Annotated in this window: 14 protein-coding genes; 11 read left to right on the forward strand and 3 right to left on the reverse strand. The window is 52.5% G+C overall.

The genetic code is table 11. From position 1 onward, the window contains the following. The first annotated feature begins 21 nt into the window (after nucleotides 1–21). The 3 genes from EHSB41UT_RS19395 (at nucleotide 22) to EHSB41UT_RS19405 (ending at nucleotide 3,485) form a co-directional block, all read left to right on the forward strand. On the forward strand, nucleotides 22–1,128 hold the full coding sequence (locus EHSB41UT_RS19395; RefSeq protein ID WP_087112518.1) for a phosphoribosylaminoimidazolesuccinocarboxamide synthase: 1,107 nt from the start codon (nucleotides 22–24) through the stop codon (nucleotides 1,126–1,128). 548 nt (nucleotides 1,129–1,676) lie between these two features. After that, nucleotides 1,677–2,570: a tetratricopeptide repeat protein gene (locus EHSB41UT_RS19400; RefSeq protein WP_087112519.1), complete on the forward strand. Its 894-nt coding sequence runs from the start codon at nucleotides 1,677–1,679 to the stop codon at nucleotides 2,568–2,570. Nucleotides 2,571–2,723: 153 nt separating this feature from the next. Continuing rightward, on the forward strand, nucleotides 2,724–3,485 hold the full coding sequence (locus tag EHSB41UT_RS19405; RefSeq protein ID WP_087112520.1) for an NAD-dependent epimerase/dehydratase family protein: 762 nt from the start codon (nucleotides 2,724–2,726) through the stop codon (nucleotides 3,483–3,485). A 69-nt stretch (nucleotides 3,486–3,554) separates the two neighbouring features. Here the strand turns inward: EHSB41UT_RS19405 and EHSB41UT_RS19410 are convergent, their stop codons facing one another. Continuing rightward, nucleotides 3,555–6,350, reverse strand: a complete 2,796-nt coding sequence (locus EHSB41UT_RS19410; RefSeq protein ID WP_165767342.1) for a response regulator — start codon at nucleotides 6,348–6,350, stop codon at nucleotides 3,555–3,557. A gap of 162 nt (nucleotides 6,351–6,512) precedes the next feature. Here EHSB41UT_RS19410 and cysM point away from each other — a divergent pair, with 162 nt between their 5' ends. From cysM to EHSB41UT_RS19435, 5 genes are all read left to right on the forward strand, one after another. After that, nucleotides 6,513–7,442, forward strand: coding sequence for a cysteine synthase CysM (gene cysM / locus EHSB41UT_RS19415; protein ID WP_087112522.1), 930 nt, complete (start codon nucleotides 6,513–6,515; stop codon nucleotides 7,440–7,442). Nucleotides 7,443–7,539: 97 nt separating this feature from the next. Continuing rightward, nucleotides 7,540–8,895, forward strand: a complete 1,356-nt coding sequence (gene rlmD / locus EHSB41UT_RS19420; RefSeq protein ID WP_087112523.1) for a 23S rRNA (uracil(1939)-C(5))-methyltransferase RlmD — start codon at nucleotides 7,540–7,542, stop codon at nucleotides 8,893–8,895. An 88-nt stretch (nucleotides 8,896–8,983) separates the two neighbouring features. Further along, nucleotides 8,984–11,239, forward strand: coding sequence for a GTP diphosphokinase (gene relA / locus EHSB41UT_RS19425; RefSeq protein WP_087112524.1), 2,256 nt, complete (start codon nucleotides 8,984–8,986; stop codon nucleotides 11,237–11,239). Between the two features lie 15 nt (nucleotides 11,240–11,254). Beyond that, entirely contained in the window at nucleotides 11,255–12,046 is a 792-nt protein-coding gene (mazG, locus tag EHSB41UT_RS19430; protein WP_242667364.1) for a nucleoside triphosphate pyrophosphohydrolase, read from the forward strand. Between the two features lie 200 nt (nucleotides 12,047–12,246). Next, a complete protein-coding gene (locus tag EHSB41UT_RS19435; protein ID WP_087112525.1) occupies nucleotides 12,247–13,182 on the forward strand; it encodes a helix-turn-helix transcriptional regulator in 936 nt (311 codons plus the stop codon). 75 nt (nucleotides 13,183–13,257) lie between these two features. Here EHSB41UT_RS19435 and trmJ read toward each other — a convergent pair whose 3' ends face one another. Then, nucleotides 13,258–14,004 carry a tRNA (cytosine(32)/uridine(32)-2'-O)-methyltransferase TrmJ gene (gene trmJ / locus EHSB41UT_RS19440; protein ID WP_087112526.1) on the reverse strand — a complete coding sequence of 249 codons (747 nt, stop codon included), beginning with the start codon at nucleotides 14,002–14,004 and terminating at the stop codon, nucleotides 13,258–13,260. Nucleotides 14,005–14,259: 255 nt separating this feature from the next. Here trmJ and cydD point away from each other — a divergent pair, with 255 nt between their 5' ends. Then, entirely contained in the window at nucleotides 14,260–16,068 is a 1,809-nt protein-coding gene (gene cydD / locus EHSB41UT_RS19445) for a heme ABC transporter permease/ATP-binding protein CydD (RefSeq protein WP_087112527.1), read from the forward strand. Further along, on the forward strand, nucleotides 16,061–17,803 hold the full coding sequence (gene cydC / locus EHSB41UT_RS19450) for a heme ABC transporter ATP-binding protein/permease CydC (RefSeq protein ID WP_165767344.1): 1,743 nt from the start codon (nucleotides 16,061–16,063) through the stop codon (nucleotides 17,801–17,803). Before cydD ends, cydC begins: the two co-directional genes overlap by 8 nt. 82 nt (nucleotides 17,804–17,885) lie before the next feature. Here cydC and EHSB41UT_RS19455 read toward each other — a convergent pair whose 3' ends face one another. After that, nucleotides 17,886–20,213 carry a CCDC158 family protein gene (locus EHSB41UT_RS19455; protein WP_087112529.1) on the reverse strand — a complete coding sequence of 776 codons (2,328 nt, stop codon included), beginning with the start codon at nucleotides 20,211–20,213 and terminating at the stop codon, nucleotides 17,886–17,888. Between the two features lie 235 nt (nucleotides 20,214–20,448). Here EHSB41UT_RS19455 and ushA point away from each other — a divergent pair, with 235 nt between their 5' ends. Continuing rightward, on the forward strand, nucleotides 20,449–22,011 hold the full coding sequence (gene ushA / locus EHSB41UT_RS19460) for a bifunctional UDP-sugar hydrolase/5'-nucleotidase UshA (RefSeq protein WP_087112530.1): 1,563 nt from the start codon (nucleotides 20,449–20,451) through the stop codon (nucleotides 22,009–22,011). Nucleotides 22,012–22,026 lie beyond the last annotated feature (15 nt).

The following is a 22,026-nucleotide window of genomic DNA, read 5'->3' on the forward strand; positions in this document are numbered from 1 at the left end:
ATCATCAGGAAGTACTTGCTTATGTCTTTGGCTGATAAGGTTCTGGCGGTCAATGATAATCTCCCTATCCGTACCGATAAGCCTGTGCACAGCGGCAAGGTGCGCTCGGTTTACTGGCTGACAGAAGATGACAGTCGTCGCCTGATTCGGGAGAAGGGTTATGATGTTGCCGAAGATACGCCGCTGGCGATTATGGTGATCAGTGACCGTATCTCGGCCTTTGATTGTATCTGGCACGGGGAAGGTGGACTAAACGGTATCCCCGGAAAGGGCGCGGCGCTGAATGCGATTTCCAATCATTGGTTCCGGTTATTCCGTGAGCAGGGTTTGGCCGACAGTCATATTCTCGATATCCCTCATCCACTGGTGTGGATCGTGCAGAAAGCCCGCCCGGTAAAAATAGAGGCTATCTGTCGCCAGTACATTACCGGCTCGATGTGGCGGGCTTACGGCAAAGGCGAGCGTAACTTCTGTGGTATCGAGCTGCCGGAAGGTTTGGGTAAAGACCAAAAACTGCCGGAGCTGCTGATGACACCATCCACCAAAGGTATTCTGGAGGGTATTCCCGGTGTGCCGGCGCAGGATGATGTGAATGTCTCCCGCAAGGATATTGCCGATAACTTTGCCGCTTTTGGTTTCCGTAACCCGGAAGACATTGCCGTTTACGAGCGGCTGCTGGCGGAAGGGTTTGAGGTGATCAGCAAGGCGTTGGCGGAGCTGGATCAGATCTTTGTCGATACCAAGTTCGAGTTTGGTTATGTCACGGATGCCAATGGTCAGGAAAAGCTGATCTATATGGATGAGGTTGGAACGCCGGATTCTTCCCGCATCTGGGAGGGAGAGGCTTACCGTGACGGTAAAGTGTTGGAGAACTCTAAAGAAGGGTTCCGGCAGTTACTTCTGAATACCTTCCCTGATCCGGATATCCTTTTGAATAAGGATCGTATGGATGAGCGGGAAGCTCTCGCCAGAGATAATGCCCTGCCGGAGGCGGTGATGATGGAAGTCTCCCGGACTTATGTGAACATTGCCGAAAAGATCACCGGTGAAAAACTACCACTGTCTGATAACCCAAGGGCAGAAATTGAGGCGGTTCTCGGTCGGGAGTATGGCCTGATTCAAGACTAGGTTTCCGGTATCGAACAGGTTGAACTGATGAGAAGGGTTGGCATTAGCCGGCCCTTCTTGTTTTTGGCCTGGCAGCTCTGGTTTCGGGATAATAGAGGCTGATAAAAGCTGATGTTAGAGCGGTTCTTTTTATGGAATATGGACAGATTACAAATTGTTTATGCACACTGAAATTATGTAGTTTGTCTTATGTCAAGAGAAACTGTATAAAATGGTGTTTTAATTTATGTGTGACGTAACCTATTGAAAAATAAGGTGTTTTTAATTGGTCAAAAAATGATCAATTTATAGCGGCCCCATATTTACCAAGGGCTGCATAAGAAATTCAAATGACTTTCCACAGAGTTATCCACAGAAGTGGTGGATAACGAGCCATGCCTTAAAATCCTTATCTTCTCTTTTTCTTTCGCTGTTATTTGTCAATACTTCTTGGCATAAAAATAATGAAAAATTGCCACTCTTTGGCTCCAGTTTTGGAATTTGCCGAAGGAGCCATGTCAGGTAAAATTTCCCCATAACCCAATCCGTATCCGGAGAGCATTATTCCAATGAATGAGCTGCCAGTAAGCGACTCTAGTCTTGTTTTTGATGTCAGTGCCGACAATCTGCATACCGAAGTATTGGAGGGCTCCAATACCAAGCCAGTGCTGCTGGATATCTGGGCGGAATGGTGCCAGCCGTGCAAGGCGCAGTTGCCGGTACTGATGAAGCTGGTTCAGGAGTATGCCGGTAAGTTTCGTCTGGCCAAGTTGAATGCGGAAGACCCTGATCCACGGGTTCAGCAGCTGGCTCAGCAGTTGATGATGCAGCTCGGTGTCCGCAGCATACCAACACTGGTGCTGATTCATGAAGGACGTCCGGTGAAGGTGCTGACCGGTTTGCAGCAGGAAGCGGATCTGCGTGAACTGCTGAATGAAGTCACCATGAGCCCTGCGGATCGTATCCAGCAGCAGATCGATGCCCTGATCGAAGCCGGTGAGTCCGGGCAGGCACTGGTTTTGTTGCAGGAACTGCTGACAGAAGAGCCGGGTAATATGGGCTTGCAGGTGTTGCAGGCGCGTCTGTTGCTGCAATTAGGTCGTATTGATGATGCCCGGATGGTCATCAATGCTCTACCGGAGGATGCACCGGGGGCGGAACAGCCACGGGCCAAGCTGGCTTTCCTGGATATGGCCAGTGATATCTCACCGCGTGCCGAGGTGGAAGCACGTATCCAGCAGGATGAAGCGGATCTGGAGGCGGTTTACCAGATGGCGATTCACCATGTGCTGGCGGATGAAGATGAGGCGGCTTTTGAAGCGCTGTTAACGATCGTGCGCCGGGATCGCAACTTCCGTGATGATGGCGCCCGCCTGCTGATGCTGAAAATCTTTGATCAGAAGGGTTCGGCCGATCCGCTGGTGCGCCGTTACCGCAACCGTTTGTTCAGTTTGATGCACTGATCAGGGCACTCGTATAAGGAAAGCTCAGGCTCAAGCCTGGCTTTCTCCTTCCACGATAGACTCCACGTCGTGTGACGTGTGTTTCCATAAGAAATTAAAAGTGTTGGAGACTCTGTTTCTGGCATTATACTCGCCATTTTTGGGGTGAAGTAAATGTCTAAATCGATCCTTATAACTGGAGCGAATGGCAGAGTTGGTTCGGCTTTGGTCGGTTACATTGATAGCCTTGAAAAGCCGTATGCTCTTTGTTTGGCTGATCTGGAAATTAATGAAGCACGGGGTATTAAGGTCGACGTGAGTGACTTTGCTTCGTGTAAGGCTGCCTGCAAGAATGTTGATACGGTCATCCATTTAGCCGGTGTTGCATCCCCGGATTCACCGTTTGAACAAGTTTTACCAGTCAATATCGTAGGGACTTACAATATATTTCAGGCGGCGGCTGAATCCGGTGTTAAGCGTGTCATCTATGCAAGCAGCGCACAGGCTATAGAAGGATATCCGCTGGATATACAAGTCAAAAGTGATATGCCGGTTCGTCCTAAGAACTTATATGGCGTCAGCAAAGCATTTGGCGAATCCATAGCAGCATACTATGCCTATCAAAAAAACATAGAATCGATCGCAATCCGAATTGGCGCCTTTGAATATACCCATGAATGGGATGAATTAAGCTCTCGGGATTTAAGTGCCTGGGCAGAACCGAGCGATTTGTGTTCGTTAATCGTCAAATGTATAGAGGCTGATCTAACTAACGATCCATTCGTTATAGCCCATGGTATTTCCGATAATCGATTTAAAAGGCTTGATTTGTCAGAGACAAAAAAGGTTTTAGGGTATGAGCCTGAGTTTGACTCTTTTTGTGAATGGGATATTGCTTTTGCGAAAGAGAGTCAGCCAAAGATAACCAAGTCTTAAAGTTATAGGCATTCAAGTGTTGTCAGTGGCTCCCTCGTTTCTGCATGGGAGCCACTATTTAGCCAAGGCTCAGGCCTGACTTTCCAGTTCCTCAATTGATTCGGTGTCGTGTGATGTTTGTTTATCCTGCCGTGCCGGCATAAAGCGAGCCTGCCAGATCAGCAGGCGATCAATCTCCTGATTCAATACGTGAATTGAATCTTCAAGCTCCGACAGCTTTTTCTTCTTCAAGAGTATTTCTGATTCCCGACAGGCGTCACGGAGATCCGGCACGCCACAGTAACGGGCGGCACCATGGAGCTTATGTATAACTTCCTGTAGCTCGACAAAATGTTCCTGTTGATGAAGGGCGGCAATGCTTTCACGGTTTTCCGGCAGGGTTTCCAGAATCATAGACAGCAACTCTTCTGCCAGAGCCTTGCGCCCGCCTGCCAGGGTGATGCCTTCTTCCATATCAACCGGGCTGGATGATGTTGTCCCCGCTTTCTGTTGTTTCTCGTCGGCGGATGAATCGCCTGGAAACAGTGAAAGGGTCTGACCTGCTGACAGTGGCTGTGTCCAATGGCTGATAGTGTGTAATAACTGTTGCTCACTGACTGGTTTGGTGAGGTAGGCGTCGAAGTCCTCTTCCAGCAGCCGGGACTTCTCGTCCATCATCGCGTGTGCTGTCAGGGCAATAATGGGGATATTCTTTTCACCCTGTTCCTGCTGTCGAATTTTCTGGCAGGCTTCGACACCGTTCATGCCTGGCATCTGGATATCCATAAAGATCAGATCGTAGTCGTGTTGCTGGGCGTATTCGACCGCCTTGTATCCGGAGTTGGCGGTATCCACTTGCACGCCCAGGTCTTCGAGCATGATTTTTAACAGCTTCAGGTTGGGCGGGTTGTCATCCACCGCCAGAATGCGGGTGTCGTTTGATAGCTCTTGTGGTGTCTGCTCCGGTTTCTGGGTGCAATCTACCTGATCTTCTCCAAACAGCGTGCAAAGGCTTTCCAGCAACTGTTCCTGCATAAGCGGGAAGGGAAGTATCCGGGTGTTGGTGCCGGTGAGATAATTTAAATCTTCAATATGTTGCGGATCACCCAGCAAAAGCAAGCGGGCATTGGTGTCTATATAAGGTGCGACTTCAGTAATGGTGGATTGGCTGTCTTCCTGATGAACGCCAACCACAAACAGTGAGGCCTGCTTAAGAATGCTGAGCCGTGAGCTGTTAAACATGGAGTCGGTGTCCAGGCAGTGAGGTTCAAATCCCAGATCTTCCAGTTGGCGAACAATAGCCAGTCGGGACCACTCCCTGGGCTCGCAAACAATGGCAATACCTGACAGGTGATCCGTTCTGGTGCTTTGGTGAAGGGCTTCACTCTTATGGTCGATAGCGAGATTGGCCGTAAACCAGAAGCAGCTGCCTTCACCGGCATGGCTGGTAAAGTCAATTTCTCCCTGCATCTGGGCCACCAGGTTTTTGCAGATCACCAGTCCCAGACCAGTGCCGTCGCGGTTACGGCTCAGGGAGGAATCAACCTGGGAGAAGGCCTGGAACAGTTTGTGGCCTTCAGTATCGGAGATGCCAATGCCAGTGTCTTTTACCGAGATTCTCAGTTCAGCCATCTCGTTCCGCTTTTGAATACAGTTCACTTCAATGGCAACAGAGCCCTGCTCGGTAAATTTAATAGCGTTGCTAAGAAGGTTGGAAATGACCTGCTTCAGACGATTGCTGTCGCCCAACAAGAAGACCGGGGTGCCGGGGTAGAACACTGTCGCCAGTTCCAGTTTTTTCTCCTGGGCGCTGGGACTGTTCATGGCCAGCGCTTCATCGACGACAGTGCGCAGGTTAAAGGGTGCATGTTCCAGATGCAGTTTTCCCGCTTCAATCTTGGAGAAGTCGAGAATGTCGGAAATAATTGCTTTCAGGCACTCGGCAGAGGTTTGCAGGGTGCGTAAGTGTTCGCGCTGGAGGCTTTCCAGCTGGGTTTTTTCCAGCAGTCCGCAGTAGCCGACAATGCTGTTGAGTGGTGTGTGCATTTCATGGCTGATATTAGCCAGAAACATGGATTTACTCTGGCTGGCCTCAATGGCGTTTTTGCGGGAGATATCCAGCTCGGCATTTTTTAGCTCCAGCGTTTCCATATTTTGCTGGATTTCTGCCGCAGCCCGCTCTACCTCATCTTTCATATCCCGATAACGAATCTGCATGCGGGCCAGCAGGTGATTGAGGTGCCGCTTCAGGGGGACAAAGTCATTGTTGCTATCGGCTGGCAGGCGCATTTGCAGATTGTAGAGATCCAGCTGGCCGATCTGGGACGTAATACGCTCCAGTGGGAAAGACAGGCTGTTGGCCAGACGCAACAGGGCAATCGTAGCCAGCATTAATGAAAGCACTGAGATAGTGATAATGATCAGCAGCCACTGATAACGGCTCAGCAGAATTTCCTGTTTGTTAAAGCCTGCCTCAAGCCAGAGTGCAGGCGCTGACTCACCAGTCGATACCGGTACGGTGATCAGCAGATGGTCATCTAGGTCAACGACATAGCTTCTTGTTTGTGGGGAGGCTATCGCTGGCAGCATTGGGATGCCTGATTCAAACAGGGCGTTGTCACCTTCATCAGTGATGCGCAGGCTTTCCATGCCTTTCAGCTGTAGAGAGGTGCGCAGGATGGTCTGGGTCAGCTCTTTATCATTATGGCTGAGCGAGTGAGAGATGATCAGGGCGAGTTGCTTGCTGTTAATCAGCGACTGTTGTTCAAAGTCAGCCTTAGTCTGGAAGAAGGCCAAAATGCCGGAGAGCAGGCAGAGGGTAATGGTCAGCAGGGCAACGGGAATCAGGCCGGCTCGTAAAACCCGGTTCTTAAGACCCTTGTACATGTTATGCATGTGGGGATGAGTGCCTGTTTATTATTCTTTGCGTTTCTATCGTTATGAAAAACCAGTATACAGATCTTTCAGTGCATACCGGTACTATACCCAAAACAGAATAACGAAAACGGATGCTGGAATGTCCAACGTCGTAGAATATAGAGAACAGTGATGAATAATAACGGGCTTACAGGCAAAGATGCTGGTATTGCTTATCCCACTATTGAATCCCTGATCGGTATGACACCGCTGGTGCGTCTGCAGCGTATGGGCAGTCGTGATCGTAATAATGTGCTGTTGCTGAAGCTGGAAGGGCAGAACCCGGCCGGATCCGTTAAGGATCGTCCGGCACTCTCGATGATTCAGCGTGCAGAAGAGAGTGGTCGTATAAAACCCGGCGATACCCTGATTGAGGCGACCAGTGGTAACACGGGCATAGCTCTGGCGATGGTGGCGGCCATCCGTGGTTATCGGATGGTGCTGATTATGCCAGACCATATGAGTCATGAGCGTAAAGCGGCGATGTCTGCTTATGGTGCAGAGCTGGTGCTGGTGTCCAAAGAAGAGGGCATGGAAGGTGCACGGGATCTGGCGCTGGCGATGGAAGCGCGCGGTGAAGGCTTGGTGTTGAACCAGTTTGCCAACAGTGATAATCCGTTTGCCCATGTGCAGGGGACCGGCCCGGAAATCTGGCAGCAGACCCAGGGGCAGGTGACACACTTTATCAGTGCCATGGGAACAACCGGCACTATTATGGGGACCTCGGAGTATCTGAAAAGTCAGTCTCCTTCGATTGAGATTATTGGATTGCAGCCCGCTGACGGAGCCAGCATCCCCGGTATTCGCCGCTGGCCTAAGGAATATCTGCCGGCTATCTATGATGCCGCTCGTGTGGATCGGGTTATGGATATCGCCCAGGCGAGTGCCGAGGTCACCATGCGGCGGCTGGCCAAAGAAGAAGGTATCTTCTGTGGAGTGTCCTCAGGTGGTGCTGTTTCGGCTGCGCTTGAACTGGATCAACAGGTTCGTAATGCCACCATCGTGACCATTATCTGTGACCGTGGCGACCGCTATCTTTCCACCGGTGTTTTTGAATCCTGAGCGAGTTGGACTGTCACAGCATCAGCGATTGCATACAGGGGCGCAATGAGCAGGTAAAATAGAGCGTTTTACCGGTAGTGTATTACGGCCCCTTTTCATGCAGATTAAACGTAAAAATCCACCCCGTACGGTACGGTCTTCCCGCGCTGGTGCAGTGCCTGCGGAAGTGACAATTGAGTCGCTGGCTCATGATGGCCGTGGCATTGTCAAAGAGCACGGGCGGGTGATGCTGGTGGAAGGTGCTGTACCGGGTGATAAAGTTAAAATCCGGATCGTGAACCAGACCACCAAACGTATTGATGCGGCGGTCAGCAAGGTGATCGAGCCATCCGCCGATCGGGTTGCGCCGCCTTGCCCATGGTTTGATCAATGTGGTGGCTGCAATATGCAGCATATCCGCAGCGAAGCTCTGCTGGGCATTAAGCAGGACATCGTCCTGGGGCAGTTGCAGCGTCTGGCTGGACTGGCCCCGGAGTCTCTGGAAGCCCCGCTGGTGAGTGAGCCATTCGGTTACCGCTCCCGGGCGCGTCTGGCGGTGCGCTGGTGGAACGGTCAGGTTCACTTTGGTTTCCGGGCGGCAGGCAGCAAGGATATTGTCTCGATCGGGGAATGTCTGGTGCTGGCTCCTGAGCTCTCGGCTTTGATTGCGCCTTTGCGTGAGGTGCTGGAATCCTCTAAAAACCGGAAAATTATTTCCCATATCGAACTGGCCAAGGCCGATAATGGCACGGCAGTGTTGCTGCGGCTTGTTGGTACTATGCCGGAAGTGGATCGTGAGCGCTGGCAGGTGCTGGCTATGGAACGCCAGCTGCACCTTTATATGCAGACCGATTCATCGGCGGTTTCCATGACTTGTATCCATGCACCGGATGGATCGGATAGCTTACGCTATGAACTCCCTGAGCAGGGGTTGACTCTGGCGTTTCAGCCAATTGATTTTACCCAGGTCAACCCGGAAATTAACCAGAAGATGGTAAGCCAGGCTCTGGAGTGGCTGGCGCTTAAACCTTCTGAGCAGGTGCTTGATCTGTTCTGCGGTATGGGTAACTTTACCCTGCCTCTGGCCCGGCAGTGCCGGGAAGCTGTTGGGGTGGAAGGCGTGATGGCACTGGTTGAACGGGGCCGGATGAACGCCGTCGCCAATGGCATGGATAATGCTTCTTTTGAACAGGCGGATCTGGCTGCTGAACCAGGTCGCCGGGTCTGGATGAGTCGCGTTTATGATGCGATGCTGCTGGACCCACCCAGAACCGGTGCGCTGGAAATTCTCCAGCAGATGGTGAACGCTTTGCCTTCCCGGATACTCTACGTATCCTGTAATCCGGCGACCCTGGCCCGTGATGCAGGCTTTTTGAGGGAGCAGGGATATCGGCTGGCCCGGTTCGGGATTATGGATATGTTCCCACAGACCACCCATGTTGAAAGTATGGGGCTGTTCGTTCGGGGGAACTGACAAGCATAAGCTTCAGGGAACAATGAAAAGCGGGCAGGGGCTGCAGAGCTCCTGCCGTAGATATAAGCAGAGGTTGAACTGAATACCCATGGTCAAGGTACGTGATGACCATCCCATAATGGCGGATGGCTCGATTGATATACCTTCCTGGCTGGCAAGGCTGAAATCTTTCGTTACTTTGAAAGATGAGCAGCAGCTGCTGGATGCCTGCGAGATGGTGCAGCGGGCGGCGACCGTGCCTGGCAAACCCAGTGAATGGTCCGAGACCGAGAGCCTGATGGCGATCGGTCTGCAAATGGCGGATATTCTGGCCGAGCTGAAGCTCGATCAGGCTTCGCTGGTGGCTGCCGTACTGTATCGTTCCGTGCGTGAACACCGTATCACCCTGGAAGAGGTGAAGGAAAAATTTGGCTCTGAAATAGCCCGTCTGGTGAAGGGCGTTCAGGGGATGGCGGTTATCAGCGCCATCCAGAATCCGACCCGCACCCAGGTACTGGGCCAGCAGCAGGATCAGCTGGAAAAAGTCCGCAAAATGCTGGTCTCCATTGTTGATGATGTTCGGGTGGCCCTGATCAAGCTGGCAGAGCGAACCTGTGCAATCCGGGCGGTGAAGAATGCTGACAAAGAGCGTCGGCAGCGTGTAGCTCGGGAAGTTTTTGAGATCTATGCCCCGCTGGCTCACCGTCTGGGCATCGGTTATATCAAATGGGAGCTGGAGGATCTGGCGTTCCGCTACCTCAAGCCCCAGGATTATAAAAAGATTGCCCGGCTGCTGGATGAGCGCCGTGTGGACCGTGAGCAGTACATTCAGGATGTGATGCAGAAGGTGCGGGATTCGCTTGCCGCTTCCGGTATTCATGCCGAAGTCAGCGGGCGGGTGAAGCATATCTACAGCATCTGGCGGAAGATGAAGCGCAAGGGCGTGGAATTCCGCGAGCTGTACGATATCCGCGCCATGCGTATCTATGTGAATGAGGTGCAGGAGTGTTACGCTGCCCTTGGTCTGGTGCACTCGCTCTGGAACCATATCCCCAAAGAGTTTGACGACTATATCGCCACGCCTAAGGAGAATGGTTACCAGTCCCTGCACACTGCAGTACTCGGCCCACAGGGTAAGACGCTGGAAGTGCAGATTCGTACCCACTCGATGCACGAAGAGGCGGAACTCGGTGTCTGTGCCCACTGGAAATACAAGGGCACAGATACCAAAAACGAGAGTGACAGTTACGAAGCCAAACTCAACTGGCTGCGTCAGGTGCTGGAGTGGCAGGAAGAGATTGGTCAGGGCATGGAAGAACTGGCCGACCAGTGGCATCTCGATGTTGAGCCGGACCGGGTCTATGTGTTTACCAAAGATGGTCACGTGGTCGATCTGCCGATTGGTGCCACACCAGTCGACTTTGCCTACCGTGTTCATACCGAGGTAGGTAACAAGTGTCGTGGTGCAAAAGTCGGTGGACGTATTGTTCCCCTGAACAGTGCGCTGAAGACCGGTGACCAGATTGAAATCCTGACGGCGTCCAACGCTTCCCCTAGCCGGGACTGGTTGAACTCGAATCTGGGTTATGTCCGTACCAGTCGTGCGCGGGCCAAGATTGTCAGCTGGTTCCGTCTGCAGGATCGTGATTCCAACATCGCCGCCGGCCGCCATATGCTGGAAGCCGAACTTAAACGTCTGGCCATTGTCGGCGTGAAGCTTGATGAGTTGGCCGAAAGCATGAAGCTGCAGGATGCAGAGGAGCTGCTGGCCAAGGTCGGTTCCGGTGATCTGCGTCTGCTGCAGGCTGTGCATGCCGCGCAGCGTCTGGTGGAACCGCCGGTTGATGAAACGGCATTTGAATTCAAGACCCGTCCGGTCAGCAAGAAGCGCAAAGACAGCGATATTATTGTTGAAGGTGTGGGTAACCTGATGACCCAGATGGCTAACTGCTGTCAGCCGGTGCCGGGTGATCCGATTATGGGTTACATCACGCTGGGGCGTGGTGTCTCCATTCACCGTTCCGACTGCAGCAACGCTCTGCAACTGCGTGAGCAGGAGCCGGATCGGGTGATTGAAGTGCATTGGGGTCACAAGCATGAAAGTACCTATCCGGTACGGATTGCGATTCTCGCTTATGATCGTCCGGGACTGCTGCGGGATATTACCGTGGTGGTGGCGAACGAGAAGGTCAATGTGATTGGTCTGAATACCCAGACCAATACCAATGACAATATGGCCACCATGTCCCTGGATCTGGAGATTTCCAGTCTGGATACTTTGGGTCGGGTGCTGGCAAAAATTAATCAGCTGCCGAACGTGCTGGATGTCCACCGTGACAACAGCGCCGTACCGGCTTCAGCATAAGCACAAGGTTTTCGTTTGAGTAAACCCGTCCATAGTCTGGATGATCTTCTGCAACTGATGGCCCGTCTGCGTGATCCGCAGACGGGTTCTCCCTGGGATCGTCAGCAAACCTTTCACACTATCGCCCCTTACACCCTCGAAGAAGCTTATGAAGTTGTCGATGCCATTGAGCGTGGTGACTTTGTGCATCTGGAAGATGAGTTGGGTGATCTGTTGTACCAGGTCGTCTATCACGCCCGGATGGCTGAAGAGCAGGGAATGTTTGATTTCTCTGGTGTCGTTAATCGGCTGGTGGACAAGATCCAGCGTCGTCATCCCGATTTGTTAACGGGGACTCCTTCGCAGCTGACAGCAGAACAGGTGCATAACACCTGGGATCAGGTGAAGGCACAGGAAAAAGCCGAGAAGCAGCTTGGGCTGCTGGATGGTCTTTCCGATAATCTACCAGCCCTTGTTGTGGCTCAGAAGCTGCAGGACAAAGCCGCGCGGGTCAATTTTGACTGGCCGGATGTACGTCCCGTACTGGCCAAGATGCGTGAAGAGCTGGACGAGATTGAAGAGGCGATGGTCTCGGGCAATCAGGATGAGATCAAGGGAGAAGTCGGTGACTTTCTGTTTGCCGCTACTAATCTGGCCCGCCATCTGAAAGTCGATGCCGAACAGGCTGTGCGCGGCTGCAATCGCAAGTTCCGAAACCGGTTTGCCTATATTGAGCAGGTTGTCGCGGCACAGGGTAAAACCATGGACGAGTGTTCACTGGAAGAGCTGGATCACTTCTGGGATGAGGCTAAAAAACAGGGCCTCTGACGCCTAATTCCTCCCCGCCATAAATCATGCCTTTTCTTGGCATAAGACAACTTTTTTTCCCTCCCTTTTGCGTAACATCATTGCGGTCACCCGCAATGGTGGCGTGCTCTTGGGTTTCTGGCAGTGAGAGCCGAACCCGCAGGATTACAAGCAATAAAACGACAGACCTGGTTGGGTCACATAGAAAAGGCTGTAGGCGCATGCTTGAGAGTTTTGGGGATTATCTTAAGAAGCGGAGAAAGGAAGCGGGCTTAACCCAGGATCGTCTGGCTGTGGCTCTTTCCTGTTACTCACCGGTGTTATCAGGTATTGATTCTGTCACCATCAGTCGTTGGGAGCGGGCGACGACGGAGCCGACCTGTGATCGTCAGCGGGAAGTAATTGCCTACTTCCATGATGATGTCGAAAAAATCTATCCGTTTCGCTCCGGGCGAGCCAGTCGGGTGACATCGGATCAGGCGGTTGAATATCTGGTCAGGCATTATCTGGTTTCTCCCAAGCTGGGGCAGAAGGTTGGAACCTTCCCGGAGAAGGAAGGTGGCCATTACCAGATTGAACGTTTCAATGACTCCCCGAACCACCAGAACTGTCTGGATATGATCATCGAATATGATCAATCACTCAGTGCTTCCGCTGTTCCTGTAAGCCATGAGCGTCTCGGTGGCTGGATCCGGCACAGTAACCGCCTGGCCCTGCTGTGCATGAAGCATGGACAATATTTCGGCCACCTGATTGCTTTGCCGTTGAAGGATGAAGTGTTCTGGCAGCTGGTTCATGCCCGCCGGGAAGAGGCATCACTGTCGCTGGATGATATTGCTGCACCTGGTGAGTCTCACAGTCTTTATATTTTCTCTCTGTACGGCGCGAGTCGCTTAGCAGCCGGGCGCTTGATTATGGAAGTGATGACTTACATCAGTCGCCACTTTGACCATATCAATTATGTCGGTGGTTTGTGCGCAACCAGTGATGGTGCTCGTCTGGCCAGAGCTTTCCATCTTGAGCCGGTGGAGGTAGGACCGATCTCACCCAAAGGGCAGGTGCGTTACCAAGGGCGGGAAGTGAAATTTGTCACCTACGCCAATCAGCTGGCTCATATTCTTGAGGATGCCGGGCTGCGTAAGCTGCTGCCGGTCTGAAAGATCATTCCTGGTTTAACACTCTGAGCCGGAACATATACTGTGCGCTCAGAGTGTTTGACCAACGGCGTTTATTTAATCGTTTGATTCCGGCTGGTTTGCCGCAGCGTTCTGGCGAACCCGGCTCAACACACCGCGCAGAATATTTAACTCTTCCTGTTCCGGGCGGGCCCGGTTAAAGAACCGACGCAGTTTGGTCATGATCTTGCCGGGATGCTGGCGAATAATAAAATTGATATCCCCCAGAGCCAGTTCCAGCTGTTCGTAGAACTGATCCATCTGTCGGGTATCCGGGTAAACCGTATCGTCGTGCTCTTCTTTTACTGGCGGTTGCTCAATGAGGCTGGCCTGCTTGATCTCATAACAGAGAATCTGAACGGCAGACGCAACATTCAACACCGGATAGTCCGGGTTGGCATCAATAGATACATGGAAGTGGCACTGCTGCAGTTCATCGTTGGTCATGCCGGATGTTTCCTGACCAAAGACCAGCGCCACATCACCAGTGGCAGATTCCTGCACCAGCTTCTCCCCACACTCGCGGCTGGTGAGCATCGGCCATGGAAAACTGCGGCTGCGGGCAGAAGTACCTACCACCAGCCGGCAACCGGCAATGGCTTCTTCCAGAGAACTGACCACTTCTACAGAGTCAATCAGATCATCAGCGCCGGCGGCCATGGTTGCGACTTCCGGGTGAGGAAACTGATGGGGATCCACCAGAATCAGTCTGGCCAGCCCCATGGTTTTCATGGCGCGCAGGGCAGAACCAATATTGCCCGGATGCCATGTGCGGAGCATGACAATACGAATGGAATCAAACATACGAGAAAACGAACCTGCTCTCTAATCAGCCAGCGTGGCAATAACGGCTCCAAACCTGAAACATTGTCACGCTCAGCACAAAAATTTTGCCGGTATTGTTACAAATATCGGGAAAACATAACACTTATGAGCGTTTGCGCACGCAGCGAAATGTTTCAGGCTGCAACCCACTGAAACTTGTAGGTATTTTCCATTGTCTTTGTCAGCGTGCTGCATACAATGCCTTCCTGTTAACAATGAGAAATTTGGTGGTTCATGCAAAAGGAACGGGAACAGGTTGTGCAGTCCTGGCTCCAGCTCCGTCAGACCAGCGTTCGCCCATGGATTCGGCGAGCCGTGCTGTTTGGTTGTTGTCAGTATCTTTTCATTATTCTACAGGCCGCTTCACTGGCCTGGACTATCGATAAACTGGTTATGGCCGGTGCCACCTTCTCCGAGGTGTTGCCCGGTATTGCGGTATTACTGCTATCCGCGTTGGGCAGAGGTGTGTGCGGCCGGCAGCGTGAACTGGCAGGCCAACAGGCGGGTGAGCAGGTACGCACCGAGATTCGAGGCGAGCTGTTGGCCCGCATTGATCAGATGGGACCGGCTATTCTTGCCAATCGTCCGGCCGGTAGCTGGCTGACCCTGCTGATGGAGCAGGTGGATAAACTCCATGACTATTACGCCCGCTATCTGCCTCAGATGGGACTGGTGCGTATCCTGCCCATCATCACCATACTACTTGCGTTGTCATTTAGCTGGCTGATCGCTCTGGTGCTGCTGATTACCGCACCACTGCTGGTTCTGTTTATGGTGCTGGTGGGTAAGAAGGCCGCTGCGGCCAGTCAGCGTAATGTGCAGGCGCTGTCCCGTTTAAGTGCTCATTTTCTTGATCGCCTGCAAGGCCTGACCACCCTGCGACTGTTTTACCAAAGTGCGCGGGAAAAGCAGGCGGTTGCCTCGGCTGCCGAGTCCTTTCGAGAGAAAACCATGCAGGTGCTGCGACTGGCCTTCCTCTCCTCTACGGTGTTGGAGTTCTTTACGGCAATTTCTATCGCCATTACCGCTGTTTTCCTGGGGATGAGTTATCTCGGTTATCTGAACTTTGGCTTGTGGGGAGATTCTCTGTCGCTGTTTACTGGCTTGTTCTTGCTGCTGATTGCGCCGGAGTATTACCAGCCATTGCGGGAGTTGGGAACCTACTATCACGCCAAGGCCGATGCGATTGGTGCCGGTGACGATATTGAAGCGTTTCTTAACAGTTCGGAATCCGGTCTGGCTGGTGGACAGGTGGCTTGTCCGGATCAGGTAGCTGCCAGTGTCGTGTTTCGTGGAGTTTCGGTCACCGCAAGCAATGGTCGTCGTATTCTTGATGATATCTCCTTTGAGCTGCAGGCCGGTCAGCAACTGGTAGTGGTGGGTGAATCCGGTGCCGGAAAGACCACGCTATTGAATGTGCTGTTGGGCTTTACCGATTATGAAGGTGAGGTGCTGATTAATGGGGTGTCTCTGCGGGAGCTTGATTTGTTCGGCTGGCGACAACAGTTGGCCTGGCTGGGCCAGAATCCAAGACTGTTCCATGGTTCACTGCGAGACAACATCACTCTGGCGATGCACGATGCTGCTGATGACGAGATTGCACGGGTGATGCAGGTGGCGCGTGTTGATGAGTTTCTTGACCGTCTGCCTCAGGGACTGGATAGCCTTCTTGGTGATGAAGGCTCGGGCTTGTCTGTCGGTCAGGCTCAGCGAGTGGCCTTGGCGCGGGCTTTATTGCGACCTTTCCAGTTGCTGGTAATGGATGAACCAACAGCAAGCCTGGATCATCACAGCGCCACAATTGTGAACCAGGCGGTGAATGAGACTGTGCAGGGGCGCAGTGTGATCACTATTACCCATCGTCCGGAAAGTCTCGGTCAGGCCGCTCAGGTTTTGATGCTGGAAAAAGGAAGAATGATTGCAGTGGGCAGCCAACAGGAATTGCTTGAGAGTTGCCCTCCTTTCCAAAGACTGGTTCAGCAGTGGCAAACACTGGCTTCTGTCGATGAGACTGATCATGGCGGGGAGGTGGCTTATGTCTGATAAGACACAAACCCAACAGCCAGCCAGCCTTGGCAAAGTCTTTCGTGATCTGAAGCCGTTTCTGGCTTTGGCCAAACCCTATAAAGGGCGCTTTGCACTTGGCTATCTGCTGGCACTGGCAACACTGATCAGCAGTGTCGGCCTGCTGGCGCTCTCCGGCTGGTTTATTACTGCCACAGCGGTGGCAGGTTTGACGGTTGCGACGGCGCAGGCTTTTAACTTCTTTACCCCCGGAGCGGGTGTGCGAGGGTTCTCCATCGCTCGAACGGCTGGTCGTTATGGCGAACGACTGGTGACCCATGATGCCACGTTTCGTTTGTTGGCTGGGCTGCGGGTCTGGTTCTTTGAGAAAGTCGAACCGCTGGCTCCTGCCGGGCTGAAAGGGTTTCGTAACAGTGAGTTGTTAAACCGTCTGGTGGCGGATATTGATACGCTGGATGGGTTGTATCTGCGGTTAATCAGCCCGTTGTTGTTAGCTGTGGCCGGAACCTTGGCACTGGTGATCCTGGCGGCCTGGTTCAGTCTGGATACGGCACTGATGCTGCTGGTCGTATTGCTGGTTGCGATTGTGGTTTTGCCCGGCTGGTTCTTTCGGCTGGGACAAAAGCCCGGGCAGCGCACAGTGCAGGCCAGAGAAATCCTGCGCAATCGCTTGATGGACTACGTGGCCGGGCAGACGGAGCTTCAGATCTATGGGGCTGCGGTTCGTTATCGTGAAACTATTGAAGATGCGGAATCCGAGGTGCAGGTTCAGGAGCGTGCCATGGCGCGGGTTGCCGGGCTTGCAATTTTGGTTATTGCGCTGTTGACCGGAGCAACTCTTGCGGGTGTGGTTTTGCTGGGCGCAGTGACTATTGATGGCGATCTTAGCCTTGGGCACAACCACGGACCGGTGCTAGTTATGCTGACATTAGCGACCATGGCCGCTTTTGAAGCAGTTATGCCATTGCCGTCGGCTTTCCAGATGCTGGGACAGACTCACAGCGCCGCAACCCGATTGAGAGACGTGACGGAACAGCAGCCCGCAGTCGTCTTTCCTGCGGACGGTGTAGTCCCTGAGTTGCCGATGGGGGAGCTGCAGTGTTCTGATATCCACTTTGCTTACCCGAATGGACTACCGGTGCTGAATGGTTTGTCTTTGCATATTCAACCGGGTGAACGGGTGGCTCTGGTCGGCCCGACCGGTTGTGGCAAGTCGTCTTTGCTGCAATTGATCACCCGTGACTGGCCTTATCAAGGGCAGATCACACTGGACGGTCAGCCACTGGAGCTGTTATCGGAACACCAGTTACGCCGCTCCATGGCAGTGATGCCTCAGAAGGTTCATATTTTCAGTGCGACTTTAAGGGATAACCTGTTGCTGGCCGTTGATCCTGATCTGGCTGGTACGGTTTCCGATGATGATCTCATCGAAGTGCTGGAACATGTGGGGCTGACCCATATCGCTCCAGAAACAAACCTTCTGGATACCTGGTTGGGGGCAGCTGGTCAGGCTTTGTCTGGTGGCGAGCAGCGACGCATAGGGATAGCCCGGGTGCTGTTAAGGCTGAAGGATCACCAGTGCTCGCTGGTGCTGCTGGATGAGCCGACTGAAGGCTTGGATCCGGATACCGAGGGGCGGATGATTTCCGTTTTGAATGAAGCTTTGCCGGGTAAGACTCTGCTGATGGTCACCCATCGGCCTGCGGTTCTGGAACTGGTGGAACGCACGGTCACTCTTGAACCATTGTCGTAGAAAATAAAAGATCCCGGGCCTGAATCAGCCCCGGGATCTTTAGTGCATGGAAAGTGCATTAGTACATGGAAAATACAGTAGGTTACATCTGACCTTTACCCTCCAGAGCATTTTGCAGTTCCCGACGCAGCTCGGCCTGCTGGGACTCCAGACGGGTATCCAGAACTGAGCCTTTGCGGGTGATTAGCTGAAGGATCAGACGCATCACCTGCATATTGCTGAGCTTGGTATCCTGGCCACCAAGACCCTGCAAAATGGTGGATACCTGATTCTGCAGATTGGTGTGCTGAGCTTCAGACTCTCTCAGTCGTTCATTCAGTTGTCTGTTCTCTTCGGTCAGACGCTTCGTCTCTGCTTCATGGCTCAGCTGGGTCTCTTTCTCGTTGGCAGAAAGACGGCGCTTGTTTTCTGAGGCCTGAAGCTGTTCCTGGCGAAGAGCTTTTTCTGAAGCTTCCAGATCTTTGATGCGGCTCAGATCCTGTTGAGCCTTGAACTGCAGATCTTTCTGGCCGGCTTCCAGTCGAGCGACTTTTTGCTGTTCGAGAGTCAGCTGATTCTTCAGCTGCTGTTCACGGCTATCAGCACCGTTTCTTGCCTCGTTCAACCGCTGGCTCAGTGAGCGAGCATTGTCATCACCACGGGTGACATTGCTCTTCAGTTGTTGATTATCATGACGTAGCTGATCCAGCTGACGGGCCTGTTGATCTATCTTCTGATGTAATCCCGGCAGTCTGTCTTTTAACTCAGACGTTTCTTTTTCGCTCTTGAGCTTTTCCTGTTCCAGTCGCTGAATATCCAGCTTCTGCTGACCTATGGTTTTTTCCATAGTTTTCAGGCGCTGCTGGAGGCTGTCGGTTTTCAGCTCTTCTTCAGACAGCTGGATCTCCAGCTGATGCTTTTCCTGATTAAACCGGCTGGCGGCTTCACTGATTTCTTTGGTCAGCTGCTCAATCTGCTTTTCCAGTGCCGGAATCTGACGGTTGCCTTTATCTCTCCAGACGGTTAGAGACTGTTCCATCTGGAACTGATTCTGGCTATGGGTATTGGACGCCTGCTCCAGCATGTCTTCCAGTTCCTGCACCCGTTCACCATTGCTACTGGCGACCATGCGGGCCTGGGTGACTTCTCTTTTCAGATGGGCTTCACTGTCCTCATAGCGACGTTTCATAAGCGTCATGGCCTGATCTTTTTTCTGGATCTTGAGTGCATTGGTGGCATTTGCCTCTCTCAGAGCATCTCTGCTTTCCTGAAGCTGAGTCTGCAGATCACTCACTTGGCGCTGTAGTACCTGACTGCGAGTCATCCACTGCTTACAGGTTTTCTTCTGCTCTTCCAGTTGACGCAGGTTGTCCTGACATTCACGTTCCAGCCTACGGACATTTGCCTGGTTACGTTCTGCCGCCAGTCTGGCACTGGTGACAGCATCATCACGTTCACGGGTCAGCTTCTCAACCTCCTGACTGCTCTTCTGCCACTGCTGAGAATAATAATTACCGTTCTGTTCTGCCTGTATGCGATCTCTGCCTTCTTTATTGGCCAGCTCTTGCAGGCGTACTGTATCGCCGTGCAACTGCTGATGCTGATGCTTGGCCAGATCAAGATCACGGTTTTTCTGTTTGATCGTTGCGTCATAATAATTATGCTGGGCTCTGGCTTCATTCTGGGCTTTGATCAGCTCTTCGGCCTTGTTGTTGTAAAGGCGCTGGTAGCCCCGCAAGCGATGCACTTCAGCGATATTCTCAGCGTGCTGTCTCTGGTAGACCTGAGCCTGATTACTCAGGCGATGAATCTCATTTTCAAGTTCAATAATTTTCTGTGATTGGACACGTTCGGCCTCATGGTTGAAGTCCATCAGCTCATTGATGCCTTCATTCAGTTGCAGCTCATTGCTGCGCTGGGCGTGGGCTTGTTGCATATCCAGATCAACCAGACCAAGAGTGCTTAGAATCTGGTTGATGGTGTCACGGCGGGTATTGGCCAGCGCTATAGACTGGGTCATTTCTTTTTTCAGCGCTTCCGCCTCATTCTGGAAACGACTGTTTTCTGTAGCGACTTCTGCATCCAAGGGTTCATGCTGGCCGAGATCATGATGCGGATACCGGCCCATTATCTCGGCCAGGTTTTGATCGTGAGTTGATCTCGCTTCATTGGCTCGTTTGCGGAATCTGGCCAGTTCCGTACCCAGCTCATTATCGGAGACTGGAGCTTTGGTCGCGGAGTAGCCAAAAAGGGCGCGATAGATGGACGAAGCGGGAACTGTAACGATTTTCGGAATGGCATAAACCCAGCTTACGATATAGCCCCAGGTGGATCCTGTGGCTTCGGGGGTATCCGGTTTGTCGTTCGCTACTTCCTGCTCGGGGAAATGAACTTGTCCGGTCGCGTGGTGAACACCTCTGTGATAGGCCATTGTGAACCTCCCTGTTCTCATAAGCTGGCTATGCAATGTTACTTATGAGCCGTTTCTATCAGGGTTGTTCGCGCTACTGTCTGCAATAGTCAGTGCTGCTAACAGTGCTGTCAGCAGCACTGACCTGCTTGTGAATTATCGCCTTTCTCGGAATTTGTTGATCTGTATCATCGGGTTAAGGCACCCTCTGCGGGGACAATAAAAAGAATCACAACGCTCGCTTTGAGGACGAACAATGTCACGCAAAGGACTCGGTTTCCGCCTTGCCGCGGTTTCTGTACTGGCGGCTGCGGTCAGCGCCTGCTCGATGATGCCGCAGAACAGCTGGTTCGGCGAAGATAAAGTCGAAAAATTCACCGTTCTTCATACCAATGATCACCACGGCCGTTTCTGGACCAGCCGTAAAGGCGAGTGGGGTATGGCTGCCCGTATGACTCTGGTTTCCCAGGTGCGTGCAGAAGTTGAAGCCGAAGGCGGTCATGTACTGCTGCTGTCCGGCGGTGATATCAACACCGGTGTGCCTGAGTCCGATCTGCAGGATGCGATCCCGGATTTCAAGGGTATGAACCTGCTGGGCTATGACGCCATGGCTGTGGGTAACCATGAGTTTGATAACTCTTCTGAAGTGCTGAAAATGCAGCAGGATCTGGCTGAGTTCCCGTTCCTCTCTGCCAACATCGTATACAAGGCTAATGGCGAACACGCGTTCAAGCCTTATACCACTTTCGAGCTGGGTGACATTACTGTTGGTGTGATGGGCCTGACCACTACCGATACCCCTAAGCAGAGCAACCCTGAGAATATGAAGGGGCTGGAGTTTATCTCCCCTGTAGAAGCGGCCAGGAAGCTTCTGCCTGAGCTGCAGGACGAAACTGATGTGATTATCGCTCTGACTCATATGGGTCACTACCAGAACGGTGATCACGGTGTGAATGCCCCAGGTGATGTAACCCTCGCCCGTAGTGTTGATGGCATCGATCTGATTGTTGGTGGTCATTCCCAGGACCCACTGTTCAAGCCTGACCTGCAAAACAACACACTGATCGTACAGGCTCAGGATTGGGGCCGTTACGTTGGTCGTGCTGACTTTGAATACCGTGATGGCAAGCTGAGCCTGCTCAACTATGAACTGATTCCTGTAAACCACAAAGGTAACTTCACCTTTGCTCAGGACGAAAAAATGCTCAAGCTACTGACGCCTTATCAGGAGAAGGGCGCCAAGCTGGTAGAACAGCAGGTAGGTTCTGTTGACGAGCGTCTGGCCGGTGACCGTAACGAAGTGCGTTTCGGCTACACCAACCTGGGTCGTCTGATCACCAGTGGCATGATGTCCAAGGCCAATGCGGACCTGGCGGTTATGAACTCCGGTGGTATTCGTGCCAGCATCGATGCCGGTGAAATCACCTACCGCGATATCCTGACGGTTGCGCCTTTCGGTAATGGTCTGGCTTATGTGGATATGAGCGGTAAGGAAGTGGTTGAGTACCTGAAGGTTGTAGCTGCCAAGCCAACCAATAGTGGTGCGTTCGCTCACTTCAACGGCGTGGAAATGAAGATTGACGGCGAGAAGGTTGATGTGATCAAGATCGGCGGCAAGTCCGTTGATATGGATAAGACCTACCGTATGGCGCTGCTGAACTTCTCAGCCAAGGGCGGTGACAACTACCCGAATGTGTCCGAGCATCCTGGCTATGTGGATACCGGCTATATCGATGCCGACGTTCTGCGTGAGTATGTTGAGAAGATGTCTCCGCTGAAAGTCTCTGACTTTGTACCGGCAGGTATTGAGCGTCGTTAATTAAACGCTAATATC

The sequence above is a fragment of the Parendozoicomonas haliclonae genome (assembly GCF_900174585.1).
Taxonomy (GTDB): Bacteria; Pseudomonadota; Gammaproteobacteria; order Pseudomonadales; family Endozoicomonadaceae; genus Sansalvadorimonas; species Sansalvadorimonas haliclonae.

Coding starts and splice junctions, on each gene's coding strand:
- EHSB41UT_RS19395 (WP_087112518.1), top strand. CDS start 22: ATGTCTTTGGCTGATAAGGTTCTGGCGGTCAATGATAATCTCCCTATC.
- EHSB41UT_RS19400 (WP_087112519.1), top strand. CDS start 1,677: ATGAATGAGCTGCCAGTAAGCGACTCTAGTCTTGTTTTTGATGTCAGT.
- EHSB41UT_RS19405 (WP_087112520.1), top strand. CDS start 2,724: ATGTCTAAATCGATCCTTATAACTGGAGCGAATGGCAGAGTTGGTTCG.
- EHSB41UT_RS19410 (WP_165767342.1), bottom strand. CDS start 6,350: ATGTACAAGGGTCTTAAGAACCGGGTTTTACGAGCCGGCCTGATTCCC.
- cysM (WP_087112522.1), top strand. CDS start 6,513: ATGAATAATAACGGGCTTACAGGCAAAGATGCTGGTATTGCTTATCCC.
- rlmD (WP_087112523.1), top strand. CDS start 7,540: ATGCAGATTAAACGTAAAAATCCACCCCGTACGGTACGGTCTTCCCGC.
- relA (WP_087112524.1), top strand. CDS start 8,984: ATGGTCAAGGTACGTGATGACCATCCCATAATGGCGGATGGCTCGATT.
- EHSB41UT_RS19435 (WP_087112525.1), top strand. CDS start 12,247: ATGCTTGAGAGTTTTGGGGATTATCTTAAGAAGCGGAGAAAGGAAGCG.
- trmJ (WP_087112526.1), bottom strand. CDS start 14,004: ATGTTTGATTCCATTCGTATTGTCATGCTCCGCACATGGCATCCGGGC.
- cydD (WP_087112527.1), top strand. CDS start 14,260: ATGCAAAAGGAACGGGAACAGGTTGTGCAGTCCTGGCTCCAGCTCCGT.
- cydC (WP_165767344.1), top strand. CDS start 16,061: ATGTCTGATAAGACACAAACCCAACAGCCAGCCAGCCTTGGCAAAGTC.
- EHSB41UT_RS19455 (WP_087112529.1), bottom strand. CDS start 20,213: ATGGCCTATCACAGAGGTGTTCACCACGCGACCGGACAAGTTCATTTC.
- ushA (WP_087112530.1), top strand. CDS start 20,449: ATGTCACGCAAAGGACTCGGTTTCCGCCTTGCCGCGGTTTCTGTACTG.